This is a genomic window from Duganella sp. Root1480D1, from assembly GCF_001427305.1.
In the GTDB taxonomy this organism is placed as follows: domain Bacteria; phylum Pseudomonadota; class Gammaproteobacteria; order Burkholderiales; family Burkholderiaceae_D; genus Rugamonas.
This window is the reverse complement of record NZ_LMFZ01000012.1, coordinates 688,840-705,173: the sequence shown is the minus strand read 5'-3', so window position 1 is coordinate 705,173 and position 16,334 is coordinate 688,840. Positions and strand designations below refer to the sequence as shown.

12 protein-coding genes are annotated in these 16,334 nt (G+C 65.1%); 4 read left to right on the top strand and 8 right to left on the bottom strand.

The window, feature by feature from the left end; all coding sequences use genetic code 11:
• Positions 1-12 precede the first annotated feature (12 nt).
• Together ASD58_RS15590 and ASD58_RS15585 are read left to right on the top strand one after the other, a co-directional pair.
• Complete coding sequence (locus ASD58_RS15590; RefSeq protein ID WP_082565427.1) at positions 13-1,095, top strand: YCF48-related protein; 1,083 nt, start codon at positions 13-15, stop codon at positions 1,093-1,095.
• Positions 1,092-3,452: an RND family transporter gene (locus tag ASD58_RS15585; RefSeq protein WP_082565426.1), complete on the top strand. Its 2,361-nt coding sequence runs from the start codon at positions 1,092-1,094 to the stop codon at positions 3,450-3,452. Before ASD58_RS15590 ends, ASD58_RS15585 begins: the two co-directional genes overlap by 4 nt.
• Positions 3,453-3,591: 139 nt before the next feature.
• Here the strand turns inward: ASD58_RS15585 and ASD58_RS15580 are convergent, their stop codons facing one another.
• Positions 3,592-4,041 (bottom strand): DUF2147 domain-containing protein, encoded by a 450-nt coding sequence (locus ASD58_RS15580; protein WP_057262049.1) that lies wholly within the window; start codon positions 4,039-4,041, stop codon positions 3,592-3,594.
• Between the two features lie 208 nt (positions 4,042-4,249).
• Complete coding sequence (locus ASD58_RS15575; RefSeq protein WP_057262118.1) at positions 4,250-7,039, bottom strand: valine--tRNA ligase; 2,790 nt, start codon at positions 7,037-7,039, stop codon at positions 4,250-4,252.
• 55 nt (positions 7,040-7,094) lie between these two features.
• Between ASD58_RS15575 and ASD58_RS15570 the strand changes: the two genes are divergently transcribed.
• Positions 7,095-7,706, top strand: coding sequence for a TetR/AcrR family transcriptional regulator (locus ASD58_RS15570; RefSeq protein WP_057262048.1), 612 nt, complete (start codon positions 7,095-7,097; stop codon positions 7,704-7,706).
• Between the two features lie 123 nt (positions 7,707-7,829).
• A complete protein-coding gene (locus ASD58_RS15565) occupies positions 7,830-8,309 on the top strand; it encodes a hypothetical protein (protein WP_057262047.1) in 480 nt (159 codons plus the stop codon).
• Here the strand turns inward: ASD58_RS15565 and ASD58_RS15560 are convergent.
• Genes ASD58_RS15560 through ASD58_RS15535 form a run of 6 tightly spaced genes read right to left on the bottom strand, consistent with a single transcriptional unit; the run spans position 8,306 to position 16,328 of the window.
• Positions 8,306-9,850, bottom strand: coding sequence for a class I adenylate-forming enzyme family protein (locus ASD58_RS15560; protein ID WP_057262046.1), 1,545 nt, complete (start codon positions 9,848-9,850; stop codon positions 8,306-8,308). The genes ASD58_RS15565 and ASD58_RS15560 overlap by 4 nt on opposite strands.
• Positions 9,843-10,673: an NAD(P)-dependent oxidoreductase gene (locus ASD58_RS15555; RefSeq protein ID WP_057262045.1), complete on the bottom strand. Its 831-nt coding sequence runs from the start codon at positions 10,671-10,673 to the stop codon at positions 9,843-9,845. Before ASD58_RS15555 ends, ASD58_RS15560 begins: the two co-directional genes overlap by 8 nt.
• Before the next feature lie 10 nt (positions 10,674-10,683).
• Positions 10,684-12,669 carry a biotin carboxylase N-terminal domain-containing protein gene (locus ASD58_RS15550; RefSeq protein ID WP_057262044.1) on the bottom strand — a complete coding sequence of 662 codons (1,986 nt, stop codon included), beginning with the start codon at positions 12,667-12,669 and terminating at the stop codon, positions 10,684-10,686.
• On the bottom strand, positions 12,666-13,823 hold the full coding sequence (locus ASD58_RS15545) for an acyl-CoA dehydrogenase family protein (protein ID WP_057262043.1): 1,158 nt from the start codon (positions 13,821-13,823) through the stop codon (positions 12,666-12,668). The genes ASD58_RS15550 and ASD58_RS15545 overlap by 4 nt, the downstream gene beginning before the upstream one ends.
• 13 nt (positions 13,824-13,836) lie before the next feature.
• Entirely contained in the window at positions 13,837-15,456 is a 1,620-nt protein-coding gene (locus ASD58_RS15540) for an acyl-CoA carboxylase subunit beta (RefSeq protein WP_057262042.1), read from the bottom strand.
• A complete protein-coding gene (locus ASD58_RS15535) occupies positions 15,456-16,328 on the bottom strand; it encodes an SDR family oxidoreductase (protein WP_057262041.1) in 873 nt (290 codons plus the stop codon). Before ASD58_RS15535 ends, ASD58_RS15540 begins: the two co-directional genes overlap by 1 nt.
• Positions 16,329-16,334 lie beyond the last annotated feature (6 nt).

Genomic DNA, 16,334 nt, shown 5'->3' with positions numbered 1-16,334 from the left:
TGCAGGTAGAGCATGAATAAAGTCTTGATACAGGCCGCTGCCGCGTTGCTGGGCGCACTGGCGGCAGTGCCGGCAGTGGCGGGAGAGCCGCTGCAAACGCCGGCGCGCATGTCGGCGCGGGCGCCGAGAGCGATGCTGACGGCAATGGCGCTGGCCGGCCAGCGCACGGTGGCAGTGGGCGAGCGGGGCATCATCCTGCTGCGCGATGGCGGCGCGAATGCGGCGTGGCAGCAGGCGAAGGTACCGGTGTCGGTCACGCTGACCGACGTGACGTTTGCCGACGCATCCAACGGCTGGGCCGTCGGGCACGACGGCGTGATCCTGTCCACCAATGACGGCGGGGCGCAATGGAGCACCCGCTTTGACGGCAACAAGGCCAATGCACTGATGCTGGCCGACGCCAAGGCTGCAGTCGGGAAGGCGCAGGCGGCCGGGGGCAATCTGCTGGCCGACGCCGAGAACGCGCTGGGCGATATTGAAGCGGCGGCCAAGTTCGGTCCGTCGCGCCCTTTGCTGGGCGTATGGTTCCGCGATGCCAGGACCGGCTACGCGGTGGGCGCATACGGCCAGGCTTTCCGTACCACGGATGGCGGGTCAAACTGGACTTCCATGGGCGCGGGCCTGCCCAACCCTGAAGGCCTGCATTACAACGCGATTGCGGGCGGGCCTGGCAATGTGCTGGCCATCGCGGGCGAGGGCGGCTATGTCTATCGCTCGCAGGATGGGGGCGCAAGCTGGCAGCGTATCGAGACCGGTTACAGCGGGCAGCTGTACGGCGTGATCTTCACCGCCCGCAGCATGCTGGCTTACGGCTTCGGTGGCCATGTGTTCCGCAGCGAGGATGGCGGCGCAAGCTGGCGTGAAACGCCGGCCGTCACGAAAAAGAGCCTGGTGGGCGGCGCCATGCAGGGCAGCAGCGTCGTGCTGGCGGCCCAGGATGGCGCGCTGCTGCGCAGCGATGACGATGGCGCCAGCTTCCGTGTGGTGCGGCAGGGCGACGCGGTGCCGACGGCCGGCATGCTGGCGGTGAACGGCGCGGTGCTGCTGTCGGGCGTGGGCGGCGTGCGCGCGGCCGCAGGGGAGGACGCGAAATGATCCGCGACGACAAAAAAGCGTGCGCGGTGACCGAGGCGGGCCACCAGCGTTTCACTTCCATCGAACACTGGCTGGAGCCGCGCCTGTTCCGGCACCGCTGGATCATCATGCTGGTGTTCCTGCTGGCGTCGCTGCTGTTTGCCTGGCAGGCGGCGCTGCTCAAGCCGGACGCCAGTTTCCAGAAGATGGTGCCGGCCACCCATCCCTTCATCGCCAATTACCTCAAGTACGAAAACGAGCTGCGCCCGCTGGGCAACAATATCCGCATCGCGGTGGAGGCGGGCAAGGGCGATATCTACTCCAAGGAGTACCTCGACACGCTGAAGGCGGTGACCGACGAAGTGTTCTACATCCCGGGCGTGGACCGCGGCAACCTGAAGTCGCTGTGGACGCCGAACGTGCAATGGATGGAGGTCACCGAGACCGGCATGAACAGCGGCCAGATCATCCCGCAGGGCTTTGACGGTTCGCCGGCCATGCTGGACGAGGTGCGCGCCAATGTGGCGCGTTCGGGCCGCATCGGCAGCCTGGTGGCGGCGGACCAGAAGTCCACCATCGTGCAGGTGCCGCTGCTGGAGATCGATCCCGACAAGGGCACCAAGCTCGATTACGGGCTGTTCTCGGAGCGGCTGGAAAAACTGGTGCGCGCCAAGTACGAAGCGCAGGGCGTGAAGATCCATATCGTGGGCTTTGCCAAGGTGGTGGGCGACCTGATTCACGGCGCCAAGGCGATCGGCATCTTCTTTGCCATCACCTTTGCCATGACGGTGGCGCTGTTGCTGTGGTATTCGCGCTGCTGGAAATCGACCCTGGTGACGGTGTTCTGCTGCTCGCTGGCCGTGATCTGGCAGCTCGGCATTGTGCGGCTATTGGGCTTCGGGCTGGATCCGTATTCGATCCTGGTGCCGTTCCTGACCTTTGCCATCGGCGTGTCGCACGCGGTGCAGAACATCAATACCATGGCGGCAGAGCGCTTGTCCGGCAAGACGGACGTGGAGGCTGCCAAGCAGACCTTCCGCCAGTTGTTCATCCCCGGCACCATCGCGCTGCTGTGCGATGCGGTGGGCTTCTCGACCTTGCTGGTGATCGAGATCGGCGTGATTCGCGAACTGGCGATTTCGGCTTCGGTCGGCGTGGCGGTGATCGTGCTGACCAAAATGTTCTTGCTGCCGGTGCTGATGTCCTATGTGGGCGTAACGCCGGCATGCCTGCGCAACCAGGAGAGGAAGGCGCAGCGCAAGCATCGCTTCATGCGCAAGCTGTCGCGCTTTGCAGAGCCGAAGTTTGCCAAGTGGGCGGTGCTGGGTGCGGCAGGGGTGTTTGCCACGGCGTTCGCGCTGAACCGCGACCTGAAGATCGGCGATCTTGATCCGGGCGCGCCTGAGCTGCGGGCGGATTCCCGCTATAACCGCGACAACGCCTACATCACCGGCCATTACTCGACCAGTTCGGACGTGTTCGTGGTGATGGTGAAGACGCCGGCCGGCGAGTGCGGCGCTTATCCGACGGCGGAGGTGGTGGACCGCTTCCAGTGGGAGATGGAGAATGTGCCGGGCGTGGAATCGACCACTTCGCTGTTCACGGTGCAGAAGCGGATCATCTCCAATGTGAACGGCGGCAGCCTGAAATGGCAGGCGCTGTCGCGCAACCGCTTCGTGTCGAATTCGGCGCAGCGCATGATCCCGTCGGAGTTGTACAGCAACGATTGCTCGATGCTGCCGGTGCTGGTGTTCCTGGCCGACCACAAGGCCGATACGCTGACGCGGGTGGTGCAGGCGGCGCAGGCGTTTGCGAAGGAGAACAATACGCCGCAGGCGGAGTTCATCCTGGCGGCGGGTAATTCGGGCATCGAGGCGGCGACCAATATCGTGATCAAGCAGGCGGAGATCACCATGCTGGTGCTGGTGTATGCGATTGTGGCGCTGCTGGTGTGGTGGGAATTCCGCTCGCTGCGGGTGACCATCTGCATCATGGTACCGCTGTATATCACTTCGGCGCTGTGCGAGGCGATCATGGCGCGCCTGGGGCTGGGAGTGAAGGTGGCGACCTTGCCGGTGATTGCGCTGGGGATCGGGATTGGCGTGGACTACGGGATCTACATCTACAACCGGCTGCAGTGCTTCCTGGATCGCGGCATGGAACTGACGGAGGCTTATTTCGAGACGCTGAAAACGACCGGCGTGGCGGTGGCGCTGACTGGCGTGACACTGGCGCTGGGGGTGCTGACCTGGGTCTGGTCGGACATCAAGTTCCAGGCTGATATGGGCCTGCTGCTGATGTTCATGTTCCTGTGGAATATGGTGGGGGCGATTGTGATGATTCCGGCGCTGGCGTCGTTGTTGTTGCCGAAGCGTTGAAACCGGTAGACCAGGGTCTGACCCGCAGGGTCAGACCCTCAACGGTTCGGATGGTGTCGGTTTGGGTTGTGCGCCGTTGATCTTCGCAGAAAGTCAAAGGCGCACAACCGAAGCCCTTAGCTACCCAGGTTTACCGGTTTTACTCCTGGCGTTCCCAGGTCTGCGAACGGCCCAGCATCGGGAAACCGATATAGCCGCGCACTTTCAGCTTCTTGCCGCCGTCGGCGATTTCCAGCTTGCTCTTGTACACCTTGCCATTGTTCGGGTCGAGGATCTCGCCGCCGTTGTACTCGCTGCCGTCCTTCTTAAGCCCGGACACGATCACCATGCCGACAATCGGCTTATCTTTGCGCGCGTCGGTGCACTTGTCGCATACCGGATTCTGTTCTTCGGTCGGGCCGCGGAACAGTTTTTCGATCTTGCCCTGCAAGGCGCCGTTTTCCTCGGTGATGCGGATCAGGGCTTTTGGCTTGCCGCTGACGTCATCGATGTTTTTCCACAGGCCGACAGGAGAGGGATCTTGGGCGAATGCCGGAGCGGAAGCCAGCAAGGCTGCCGCAACCAGCGCCACTGTGCGGGTTAGGCGCATGGGGGTGTCTCTTTTTTAGATTTGGGGAAAACCAGTGTAGCAAATGACCCAGCGGCACACCGCACGGTCATGCTATTTTTTTTGGAGGGAAGCCTCTAGATTTGAAAGTCGGGGTCAGCTCCGGCTTCTCACGGAGCTCTTCGCGCAGCGCGAAATGTCCGATTGCCGGAGCTGACCCCGACTTTTACTTTGGGTGCGTCCCTATTTCTTATAGCTTGGCCAGTTGTTCCTGCATCTTGGCCAGGGTGGCGCCGAAGGAGGCGACGCGCTCTTTTTCCTGGGCCACTACGGCTGCTGGGGCGCGCGCGACGAAGCTCTCGGAGGACAGCTTGCCGTTGGCCTTGGCGATCTCGCCTTCCAGGCGGGCGATCTCTTTCGACAGGCGCTCGCGTTCTGCCTTCACGTCGATTTCGACCTTCAGCATCAGCTTGGTGGTGCCGACCACGGAGACGGCGGCCGGCGATTCCGGCAGTGCGTCCACGATCTGCACTTCCGACAGCTTGCCCAGCATCTGGATGTATGGCGCGAAGGCGGCCATCCTGGCCTTGTCGTCGCCGGAGGCTTCCACGATCAGCGGCACGCGCACCGATGGCGACAGCTTCATCTCGCCGCGCAGGTTACGCGCGGCGTCGGTCATGCCTTTCAGCTCGCCCATCCAGGCTTCGGCGGCGGCGTCGATCGCTGCTTCGTTTGGCAGCGGGTAGGCTTGGGTCATGATGGACTGGCCTGCGCCGCCTTTGCCGGCCAGCGGAGCCACGGTTTGCCACAGCTGCTCGGTGACGAACGGGATGATCGGGTGTGCCATGCGCAGGATCACTTCCAGCACGCGCAGCAGGGTGTGGCGGGTGGCTTGCTGCTGGCCCGGCGTGCCTTGCTGTACCTGGACTTTCGCCAGTTCCAGGTACCAGTCGCAGTATTCGTACCACACGAACTGGTAGATGGTGGAGGCGATGTTGTCGAAGCGGTAGTCGGCGAAGCCTTTATGCACTTCCTGCTCGGCGCGGTTCAGCGCGGAGATGATCCACTTGTCGGCGGCCGACAGGTCGGCTTCATTGGCGCTGCAGTCATGGCCTTCGGTGTTCATCAGCACGAAGCGGGTGGCGTTCCACAGCTTGTTGCCGAAGTTGCGGTAGCCTTCGCAGCGACCCAGGTCGAAGTTGATGTTGCGGCCCAGCGAGGCATAGGAAGCCATGGTGAAGCGCACGGCGTCGGTGCCGTAGGCTGGAATACCTTCCGGGAATTCCTTGCGGGTGGCTTTCTCGATCTTGGCCGCGTCCTTCGGGTTCATCAAACCGGAGGTGCGTTTGGCTACCAGGTCTTCCAGTGCAATGCCGTCGATCAGGTCGATCGGGTCCAGGGTGTTGCCCTTGGACTTGGACATCTTCTGGCCTTGCGAGTCGCGCACCAGGCCGTGCACGTACACGGTTTCGAACGGCACCTTGTTGGTGAAGTGGCTGGTCATGATGACCATGCGCGCGACCCAGAAGAAGATGATGTCGAAGCCGGTGACCAGTACGGAACTTGGCAGGAAGGCTTGCAGTTCAGGCGTTTCATTCGGCCAGCCGAGGGTGGAGAACGGCACCAGGGCGGACGAGAACCAGGTGTCCAGCACGTCGTTGTCGCGGGTCAGGGCGCCGGTCACGCCTTTGGCGACGGCTTGCGCCTTCGCGTCTTCTTCGCTGCGGGCGACGTAGATGTTGCCTTGCTCGTCGTACCAGGCCGGGATCTGGTGGCCCCACCACAGTTGGCGCGAGATGCACCAGTCCTGGATGTTGTTGAGCCACTGGTTGTAGGTGGTGCTCCAGTTTTCAGGGACGAACTTGATCTCGCCGCTGGAGACTTTTTCCAGCGCGACTTCGGTAATCGATTTGCCTGGGTTGAAGGTGCCCTCAGGAGCCGGCTTGCTCATGGCGACGAACCATTGGTCGGTCAGCATCGGTTCGATCACGACGCCGGTACGGTCGCCGCGCGGCACCATCAGCTTGTGCGGCTTGACTTCGACCAGGAAGCCTTGCGCGTCCAGGTCGGCCACGATCTGCTTGCGGGCGGCGAAACGGTCCATGCCCTGGTAGGCGACCGGGCCGTTTTCGTTGATCTTGGCGTCCAGGGTCAGGATCGACGGCATGTCCAGGTTGTGGCGCTGGCCAACGGCGTAGTCGTTGAAGTCGTGCGCAGGGGTGATCTTCACGCAGCCGGTGCCGAATTCCTTGTCGACGTAGCTGTCGGCGATCACCGGGATTTCGCGGCCGACCAGCGGCAGCTTGAGCATCTTGCCGACCAGCGCGGTGTAGCGCTCGTCGGTCGGGTCGACGGCCACGGCGACGTCGCCCAGCATGGTCTCAGGACGGGTGGTGGCGACGACCAGGTGGCCGCTGCCGTCGGCCAGCGGGTACTTAATGTGCCACATCGAGCCGTCTTCTTCCTCCGACACCACTTCCAGGTCGGAGACGGCGGTGCCCAGCACCGGGTCCCAGTTGACCAGGCGCTTGCCGCGGTAGATCAGGCCTTGTTCGAACAGGCGCACGAACACTTCGCTCACCACTTTGGAGCGCTCGGCGTCCATGGTGAAGTATTCGCGCTTCCAGTCAGGGGAAGTGCCCATGCGGCGCATCTGGCCGGTGATGGTGGAGCCGGATTTTTCCTTCCACTCCCATACTTTCTCGACGAATTTTTCGCGGCCCAGGTCATGGCGCGACACCTTTTGCGCGTCCAGCTGGCGCTCCACCACGATCTGGGTGGCGATGCCGGCGTGGTCGGTGCCCGGGATCCAGGCAGTGTTGTGGCCCAGCATGCGGTGGTAGCGGGTCAGGCCGTCCATGATGGTCTGGTTGAAGGCGTGGCCCATGTGCAGCGTGCCAGTGACGTTCGGCGGCGGCAGCTGGATGCTGAAGGACGGCTTGCTCAGGTCGAGGGAGGCTGCGTAGTAACCGCGCTTTTCCCACTCGCTGCGCCAGAACTGTTCAATGTCGGCAGGCTCGAAAGACTTGGCTAATTCCATGATTTGGGCTGTAAATTTGGCGAAAACTTTCATTATAAGGTAGATTGCTGGGGACATGGACGCCAGCAACTCCCCTTCGCCACGCAAGCGCGGCCGCCCTGCACAGGCCGCTTCCGACAGCTTGAAAACGCTGCTTATTGCTGTTTCGGCAAGATTATTCCGCGAAAAAGGGTTTGATAACACTACCGTGCGCGATATTGCGGCCGCTGCGGGGGTGCAGGCGGGGTCGTGGTTTTATCATTTCAAGTCCAAGCAGGACATCTTGCAGGCGGTGATCGAGGAGGGTATGCAGCAAGCCTTGGCGCGCATCGAGGAGGTGGCCACGTTGAAGCTGCCGCCGCGCGAGGCGTTTCGGCGGCTGGTGCATACCCACCTGGAGACGCTGCTCTCGCCGGGGCAGGATTTTGTCTACGTCATGCTGTATGAGTGGCGCGCGCTGTCGCCGGAGGGGCAGTTGCGCATCGTTGCTGCCAAGGATCGCTATGAGAAGTTGTGGGACGCGGTGTTGCGTGAGCTGCAGGCTTCCGGCGAGTGGCCGGCGCCGGGCAAGCTCGATCGGCTGTGGCTGTTTGGGGCGCTGAACTGGTCGGCGCAGTGGTATCGGCGCGACGCGGGCGTGAGCATCGAGGAGTTGGCCGAGTCCGCTATTCGCTTCCTGCTTCGGTAGTCCCTTCGCACTCTGTCGCGGACTACTACTGAAAGCTACTGAAATTTTTACTGAAACTACTGAAAAATTGAACTATTGGGCCTTGGTAGCGCTCTAAGTGGAAAAATCTCAGGAGCTTTCAGTATGAATACGCGAGTGACTTTGGAGGTAAGCCTCCCAACCCTGCATGCGCTGCTCGACTATCACGCTGAGCAAGCAACATCCCTCACCTTGGCGGACCTGGCGGACATGGCCATCCGTGAATGGCTGCAACGCCAGCGCGCCGCTGACAGGCCGCTGGATCCAAAGCGCCTTTTCTGGAAAACGGTCTTTCTGCCGGATGGAACCCGGTTGCGTATTTGCAGCCGCGCGGGCCCATATTACGCTGAAGTGGTTTGCGGCGAACTTGTCTATGAAGGTCACGCAGTCTCGCCAAATCAATTTGTTACAGCCAGCTTGGGGAACGTAGGCAACGCCTGGAAAGTGATTTACGTCCAGCTTCCCGGCGACAGCGATTGGACTCCGGCGCTGCGCCTGCGCCACGCGGCCATGGCGCACGCGTTCCGCACCGCCAAACGCAAGGCCGAGCGCACCGCGCCGCCGGCGGATCCGGCCCCCGTTTAGCCGTACAACGCCTGGTGGTTGGCGCGCAGCACGTGCTTCTGGATCTTGCCGGTAGAGGTCATCGGCAAGGCGTCCACGATGGCGATGTGCTTGGGGATCTCGAAACCAGCCAGCGTGCTGCGGCAATGCTCGCGCAGGCTGTCGGCGTCGGCCGCCTGGCCGGGCTTGAGGCAGACGAAGGCCGTGACGGCTTCGATCCATTCCTGGTGCGGCAGGCCGACCACGGCAGCGACGGCCACGGCGGAGTGGCCAAGCAGGGCTTCTTCCACGCGGATGGCGGGCACGTTCTCGCCGCCGGTCTTGATCATGTCCTTCAGGCGGCCCTTGAAATGCAGGTAGCCGTCTTCGTCCCACATGCCCAGGTCGCCCGTGTGGTGCCAGCCGAAGCGCCGCGCCGCAGCCGTGGCTTCAGGGTCTTTGAAGTAGCCCAGCATCGCATTGGGGCCGCGGTGCACGATCTCGCCGACCTGGCCCGCGCCGAGCAGTTGCCCGTCCTGGTCCATGACGGCGGTGTCGTTGACCGGCGTCGCCTGCCCCCAGCAATTGCCAGTGCGCTGCAATTGCTGTTCGGGCGGGAAGTACACGGTCATCGGGAACATCTCGGTCTGGCCGCTGCCCAGGGCGAAGCGGGGGCAGAATTCCTGCATCAGGCGTTGTAGCAGGATAGGTGCCATCGGTGCCATGGCGTAGATGGCCAGCCGCAGCGCCGACAGGTTGGCCGCGCCGCGTGCCGGGTGCATCAGCATGGCGCCGTACATGGCCGGCAGCGCCGCCATCACGGTGACGCGGTCGCGTTCCAGGGTGGCCAGCACGGCGGCCGGGTCGAAGCCGCGCGACAGCGAGATCGCAGCCCCGCAGGCCAGTCCGGCGGCGGACATGCTGAATTGCGCGCAGTGGAACAGCGGCAGGATGGCCGACAGCACGTCCTGCGGCACGACCGAAATCGTGATGGCGTTCGACATCACTGCCGCCAGCACGGAGCGGTGCGAATGCATGGCGCCCTTCGGGTTGCCGGTGGTGCCGCTGGTGTACATGATCAGGGCGAGCGCGTTCTCGTCGATGTCGAGCATCGGAGGCGTGGCAGGATGGGCGGCGATTGCCTGCGCCAGCGTGCCGCTGCCATCATCGGTGCCGGTAGCGCATCGCAGCAGCGCGATGCCGAAGGCGGGCAGGGCGGCGCTCCAGGCGGGATACTCCGCCAACTGCGCGTCCACCAGCAGCAGCCGGGCATCGGCGTGCTGCACGATGTAGCCGACTTCTGCCGGCGACAGCATGGCGTTGATGGGCACCCATACCAGTCCGGCCTTCAGGATGCCGAAAGCCGCCACCACGAAGTCCATCGAATTGGGACTTAGCATGGCGACCTTGTCGCCGGCTTGCAGGCCGCTGGCGAGCAGGTAGCGTGCGAAACGGTTGCTGTCTTCGTCCAGACGGGCGTAAGTCATGCTGCGGCCATTCTCCAGGAGCGCCGTTGCGGCGCCGTTGCGGCGTGCGCTGCGCGAAACCAGGTTGCCAAGGGTGTCCTGCATGCGCTCAGTCATGGCCCGCCTCGACGAACAGGTCGATCATCGGCTCCACGCCCGGCGTTACCTGGTACTGCGAAAAGTCGGTGATCCCGCCGTCGCGCAGCACCTGCTCGTCGATGAAGAAATTGCCGTTCGTTGCGCGGCTTTCCCTGGTCAGTATCAGGTGGGCGGCATCGGCCATGATCTCCGGCGTGCGCCCGTACCGGGCGCCGCCAGGCAGGGCGATGTTGAGGGCGGCCGTCGCGATGACCGTGCGCGGCCACAGCGCATTCACGCCGATCCCGTCCTCGGCAAGCTGGGCGGCCAGGCCATGCACGATCATGCTCATCGCGTATTTCGAGGTGGTGTAGGCGGCGTGGCGGGCGAACCATTTCGGGTTCATGTCGATTGGCGGCGACAGCGTCAGGATGTGCGGGTTGCTGGCTTGCAGCAGGTGCGGTATGCAGTGCTTGGCGCAGACAAAGGTACCGCGCACATTGATGTCCATCATCAGGTCGTAGCGCTTCATCGACGTGCTTTGCGTGTTCGTGAGGCTGATGGCGCTGGCGTTGTTGACCAGGATGTCGATGCCGCCAAACTCCGCGGCGCCCTGTTCGATGGCGGCGGCGACCTGCTCTTCATCCCTCACGTCGACCACCAGCGGCAGCGCCTTGCCGCCGGCGGCGCGGATCTCCTCGGCGGCGGAATAGATGGTGCCCGGCAGGCGCGGATCGGGTTCGGTGGTCTTGGCGGCGATGATCACGTTGGCGCCATCGCGCGCCGCGCGCAAGGCGATTGCCTTGCCGATGCCCCGGCTTGCGCCGGTGATGAACAGGGTCTTGCCTTGCAGCGTAGTCATGGTTTCTCCGTCAGGGGGTGATTTCCAGCAGTAGCTGCCCGGTCGCCACTTGCGTGCCGAGGGCGGTGGCGAGCGCGGATACCTTGCCGTCGCGCGTGGCGAGCATATTGTGTTCCATTTTCATCGCTTCCAACGCCAGCAACGGTTGGCCGATGCTGACTTGTTCGCCTTCCCGGACATGCAGCGCGATTACGCGGCCGTTCATGGGTGCCGCGATGCGGCCATCGGCGGCGCCGTTGCCCGCTACGCGCGGCGGCGTGTCGCCCAGGTCGTCCAGCATACGTTCGGTGCCGTCCAGCAGGAACAACAGGCGGGCGCCCTCGGCGGCGACATGCACTGCCGCGGGCTGGCCGTCGAAGGAGAGCCGCAGGGTTCCTCCCCCGAGGTCGGTCATTTCGACGCGCACCGGGGCCGCACCGCCTTCGCTGGCGATATGCCAGGCGTTGCAGCCGGCGGCGCTGGCGCCTGCCTGGTGCGCGCTGCCGTCAAGCGTGAAGCGCAAGGGCAGGGCATGGGCCTGGCTGGAGCTCCAGCCTTGCAGCTCGTCCGGGTAGCGGCGCGTGTGGCGCTGCGACCGGTGCCAGGCCAGCAGCGCGCCTGCCGCCGCCAGGGTGCGGCCTGTCGCCGGGACGTTGCCGCGCTGCCCGGCCGGCAGGTGTTGGGCGATAAAGCCGGTGCTGGCCTGGCCTTCGGCGAAGACGGGATGCGCCAGGCATTGCGCCAGGAAGGCGCGGTTGCTAGTCAGGCCAAGCAGCACGCATTCGTCCAGCGCGCGCCGCATCTGGCGCAGGGCGTCGGCGCGGTCGCGGCCATGGGCTACCAGCTTGGCCAGCATGGAGTCGTAATAGGGCGGCACCTGCACGCCGTCGCCCAGCGCATGGTCGCAACGCACTCCGGCCGGCGCGCTCCAGCGCCAGACCTTGCCGCTTTGAGGCAGGAAATCCTGCTGCGGGTCTTCTGCACACAGGCGCACCTCGATGGCATGCCCGCCCGCCGCGCGCCGCGCATCGAGTTCGGCCTGCGTTAGCGGCAGCGGCGCGCCGGCTGCCACCAGCAGCTGCCACTCCACCAGGTCGATGCCGGTGATTGCTTCGGTCACCGCGTGCTCGACCTGCAGGCGGGTGTTCATCTCCATGAAGTAGAAAGCGCCATCGCCATCCAGCAGGAATTCCAGCGTGCCGGCGCCGGTGTAGCCCATCGCACGCGCCGCCGCCACGGCTACCGCGCCCATGCGCTCGCGCAGCTGCGGTATCACGGCCGGCGAGGGCGATTCCTCGACCAGCTTCTGGTGCCGCCGCTGCAGCGAGCAATCGCGCTCGCCCATGTGCACCACGTTGCCATGGCTGTCGGCGAAGACCTGGATTTCGATGTGGCGCGCTTCGATGATGGCGCGCTCGAGAATCACCTGCGCGCTGCCAAAGGCGTGCAGCGCCTCGGAGCGCGCCGAGGCCAGCGCGGCGCTGAACGCCGCTTCATCGTCCACCAGTCGCATGCCGCGCCCGCCGCCGCCGGCAGCGGCCTTGATCATCACCGGAAAGCCGATGCTGCGCGCTTCGGCCGCCATGCGCTGGTCCGACTGGTCCTCGCCCTGGTAGCCCGGCACGCAGGGCACGCCGGCTTCAAGCATGAGCCGCTTGGCGCCGGCCTTGTTGCCCATCGCTTCGATGGCGGCGGGCGGCGGACCGATGAAGACCAGGCCCGCCTCGGCGCAGGCTTGCGCGAAATCGGCGCGTTCGGCCAGGAAGCCGTAGCCGGGATGCACGGCGCCGGCGCCGCTGGCCCGCGCGGCGGCGACCAGCGCGGGGATGTTCAGGTAGGAGTCGGCAGGGGCGGGCCCGCCGACGCGCAGTGCGGCGTGCGCGGCGCAGTGCGGTGCGCCGGCGTCGGCGTCGGAATACACTGCCACGCAGCGGTAGCCCATGCTGCGCGCCGTGCGCATTACGCGCAGCGCGATTTCGCCGCGGTTGGCGACCAGGATGGTGTCGAAGGTGCTCACGCTTTGCGGCTTGGCAGGATGTCCATGTACTTGCAGATAATGCCCAGCATGACTTCATCGGCGCCGCCGCCGATCGAGGTCAGCCGCCCGTCGCGGTAGAACTGCGACACCGGGTTTTCAAGCGTGAAGCCCATGCCGCCCCAGAACTGCATGCAGCCGTCGGTGATCTGGCGCGCCAGGCGCCCGGCCTTCAGCTTGGCCATCGAAGCCAGCTCGGTCACGTCGGCGCCGCCGATGTACATGCCGCAGGCGCGGTGGGCCAGGGCGCGCAGCGATTCGAGCTCGGTCTGCATTTCGGCCAGCTTGAAGTGCACCCATTGGTTATCCAGCACGCTGGCGCCGAAGATCTTGCGCTCGCGCGTGTATTCGATGGTGGCGTCGATGCAGTTCTGCATCTGCTGCACGATATTGGCCGCGCACCACAGGCGCTCTTCCTGGAATTGCAGCATCTGGTAGGTGAAGCCCTTGTTCTCTTCGCCCACCAGGTAGCGCTGCGGCACGCGCACTTCGTCGAAATGGATCAGGCCCGTGTCGGAGCAATTCATGCCGATCTTGCGGATCTTCTTGCCCACGCTGATGCCCGGCGCATCCATCGGCACGATGATCAGCGACTTGTTGCGGTGGGCCGGGCCGTCGCCGGTGATCGCCAGGAGGCACATCCAGTCCGCTTGCAGGCTGTTGGTGATCCACATCTTGCTGCCGCTGATGATGTAGTCGCCGCCGTCCTTGCGCGCGGTGGTGCGGATGGCCGCTACGTCGGAGCCGGCACCCGGCTCCGACACGCCGACGCAGGCTACCGCTTCGCCGCTGATGGCCGGCGCCAGGAATTCGCGCCGCAAGGCGTCGGAGCCGAAGCGCGCCAGCGCCGGTGTCGCCATATCGGTCTGCACGCCGATCGCCATCGGCACGCCGCCGCAGCGGATGTGGCCCAGCGCCTCGGCCATCGCCATCGAGTACGAATAGTCGAGCCCCAGGCCGCCGAATTCCACCGGCTTGGACACGCCCAGCATGGCCAGCGCGCCCAGCTTGCGGAACACTTCCCTGGCGGGGAAGATCTCGGCCGCCTCCCACTCGTCCACGTAGGGATTGATGTCGCTGTCGATGAAGCGTTTCAGGTTGCGCTGCAGTTCCAGGTGTTCGTGGCTGTATTCCATGGGGTCTCCAGTTTTAAGGGCGCGCGACGCCGAATTGCACCGGCCGCAGTTCGCGCCGGCGCGCTTCCTCGCATACTGCCAGCACGCAGGCCAGCACCTTGCGCGTGTCGCGCGGGTCGATGACGCCGTCGTCCAGCAGGCGTCCGGATGTAGCGAAAGCGTCGGTCTGGCGCTCGAACGTCTCGATCACGCGCGCGCGCATGGCAGCAATCGCTTCGTGGTCGACTTCCTTGCCCTTGCGCCGCATGCTGCCTTCCATCACGATGGCCATGGTGGTGGCAGCCTGCTCGGCGCCCATCACGGCAGTGCGCGCGTTGGGCCAGCTAAAGCAGAAGTCCGGCATGAAGCCGCGCCCGGACATGCCGTAATTGCCGGCGCCGAACGACGCGCCGCAATGCACGGTGATCCTCGGCACGTTGGCGTTGGCCAGCGCCTGGATCATTTTCGAGCCGTGCTTGATCATGCCGGCCTGCTCGTAAGCCTTGCCGACCATGAAGCCGGTGGTGTTCTGCAGGAAGACCAGCGGCGTGCCGGATTGGCAGCAGAGCTGGATGAAGTGCGCGGCCTTGGTGGCGCCGGCCGGGTCGAGCGGGCCGTTGTTGGTGATGATGCCGACTGCCATGCCGCAGATGGCGGCATGGCCGGTCACGGTGGCCGCGCCGTAGCCGGGCTTGAATTCGAGGAAGGCCGAACCGTCGGCGATGCGCGCGATCACTTCGCGCATGTCGAGCGGCTTGCGCTGGTCGCACGGGGCGATGCCGAGCAGTTCGCCAGCGGCGTAGCGCGGTGCTTCATAGGTCGCGCCGCCAGCTGCCAGTGCGGCATTCCAGCCCAGGCTTGCCACCAGTTCGCGCGTGATGCGCAAGGCATCGGCGTCGTCTGCGGCCAGGTATTCGGCCAGGCCGGACACCGTGGCGTGCATGTCCGCCCCGCCCAGTTCTTCCTCGCTGGCGATTTCGCCGGTGGCCGCCTTCAGCAGCGGCGGCCCCGCCAGGAAGGCCTTGGCGCGCTCGTTCACCATCACCACATAGTCGGACAGCCCGGGCATGTAGGCGCCGCCCGCCGTGCTGGAACCGTGCACCACGCTGATCACCGGCAGTCCGGCCGCCGACAGGCGTGCCAGCCAGTAAAAGCCGCTGCCGCCGTGGATGAAGGTCTCCACTTTGTAGTCCAGCAGGTTGGCGCCGGCGCATTCGACCAGGTGGATGAATGGCAGCTTCTGCGCCAGTGCCACATGCTGCAGGCGCTGAAATTTTTCGATCCCCATCGGCTGCACCGCACCGGCATCGATGCCGGAATCGTCGGCCACCACCATGCAGCGCACGCCGCTGACAAAGCCGATCCCTCCCACCAGGCCGCCACCGGGCACCGAGCGTTCGGGATCGGGGTTATCCAGGCAGTAACCGGCCAGCGTGGCCATTTCCAGGAAGGGTGCGCCGGCGTCGAGCAGGGCACCCAGGCGTTCGCGCGGCAGCAACTGGCCGCGCTTGGCGAACAGCGGCGCCGACGCGGCCGATGCGTCGCGGGTGCGCGCCTCCAGTTGGCGCAATCGCGCGAGCTGCGCTTCCAGCGCCGCACTATTGGCCTGGAACGCCGCGCCCTGCGGCACCACGCGGCTCTCCAGCGCCGGCATTATCCGCCCTCCAGCACGCGCGGCCTGGCAGCCAGGTGGAAGCCGTTGAAGGCTGCGGTGGCGCCGGCCTGGCGCGGCTCGGGCATCGGCATGCCGGGCCGCACATTCGGCCGGCCGCCATCGACGCGCAAGGTAGTACCGGTGATGAAGGCTGCCGCGTCGGACAGCAGGAAGGCAATTGCCGCCGCCACTTCCGACTCGGTGCCGAAGCGATGCAGCGGCACGGTACGCGGGAAGGCGCGGATGGTGTCGCGCATCTGGGGCGGATACTGGTCCATGCCGGAAGAGGCGATGTAGCCCGGCGCCACGGCGTTCACCCGCACGCCGTATTGCGCCCATTCGAAGGCGGCCGTTTCGGTCAGGCTAGCCATCCCGGCGCGGGCGGCGCCCGAGTGGCCCATATTCGGCATGCTGCCAAACATGTCGGCCACGATATTGACGATGGCCCCGCCATGTTCGGCCATGCTCTGGTTCAGGCATTCGCGCGCCAGCAGGAAGCCGCCGGTCAGGTTGGTCTGCACCACCGCTTCCCAGCCCTTTTGCGAAATGTCGCGCAGCGGCGCCGGGAACTGGCCGCCGGCATTGTTGACCAGGCCATACAGCGCTCCATGTTCAGCCACCAGTTGCGCCACCAGTTCGCGCACCGCGTCTTCGCTGCGGATATTGCAGCTGTAGCCGTGGGCGTTGCCGCCGGTGCCGGCAATCTCGCTGCGCACCGCATCGAGCTTGGCCATATCGCGGCCCACCAGCAGCACGCGCGCGCCCAGCGCTGCCAGTTCATGCGCGGTGCAGCGCCCGATGCCGCTGCCGCCGCCCGTCACCACGATGCTGCGGCCGTCGAACAAGCCGGGTTTGAAGATCGATTGATACATTTTGCT

Bases quoted from the DNA above. Each gene is read 5' to 3' on its own strand.
- ASD58_RS15555 (WP_057262045.1), bottom strand. From the start codon at position 10,673: ATGACTACGCTGCAAGGCAAGACCCTGTTCATCACCGGCGCAAGCCGG.
- ASD58_RS15535 (WP_057262041.1), bottom strand. From the start codon at position 16,328: ATGTATCAATCGATCTTCAAACCCGGCTTGTTCGACGGCCGCAGCATC.
- ASD58_RS15540 (WP_057262042.1), bottom strand. From the start codon at position 15,456: ATGCCGGCGCTGGAGAGCCGCGTGGTGCCGCAGGGCGCGGCGTTCCAG.
- ASD58_RS15585 (WP_082565426.1), top strand. From the start codon at position 1,092: ATGATCCGCGACGACAAAAAAGCGTGCGCGGTGACCGAGGCGGGCCAC.
- ASD58_RS15560 (WP_057262046.1), bottom strand. From the start codon at position 9,850: ATGACTGAGCGCATGCAGGACACCCTTGGCAACCTGGTTTCGCGCAGC.
- ASD58_RS15580 (WP_057262049.1), bottom strand. From the start codon at position 4,041: ATGCGCCTAACCCGCACAGTGGCGCTGGTTGCGGCAGCCTTGCTGGCT.
- ASD58_RS15565 (WP_057262047.1), top strand. From the start codon at position 7,830: ATGAATACGCGAGTGACTTTGGAGGTAAGCCTCCCAACCCTGCATGCG.
- ASD58_RS15590 (WP_082565427.1), top strand. From the start codon at position 13: ATGAATAAAGTCTTGATACAGGCCGCTGCCGCGTTGCTGGGCGCACTG.
- ASD58_RS15575 (WP_057262118.1), bottom strand. From the start codon at position 7,039: ATGGAATTAGCCAAGTCTTTCGAGCCTGCCGACATTGAACAGTTCTGG.
- ASD58_RS15570 (WP_057262048.1), top strand. From the start codon at position 7,095: ATGGACGCCAGCAACTCCCCTTCGCCACGCAAGCGCGGCCGCCCTGCA.
- ASD58_RS15545 (WP_057262043.1), bottom strand. From the start codon at position 13,823: ATGGAATACAGCCACGAACACCTGGAACTGCAGCGCAACCTGAAACGC.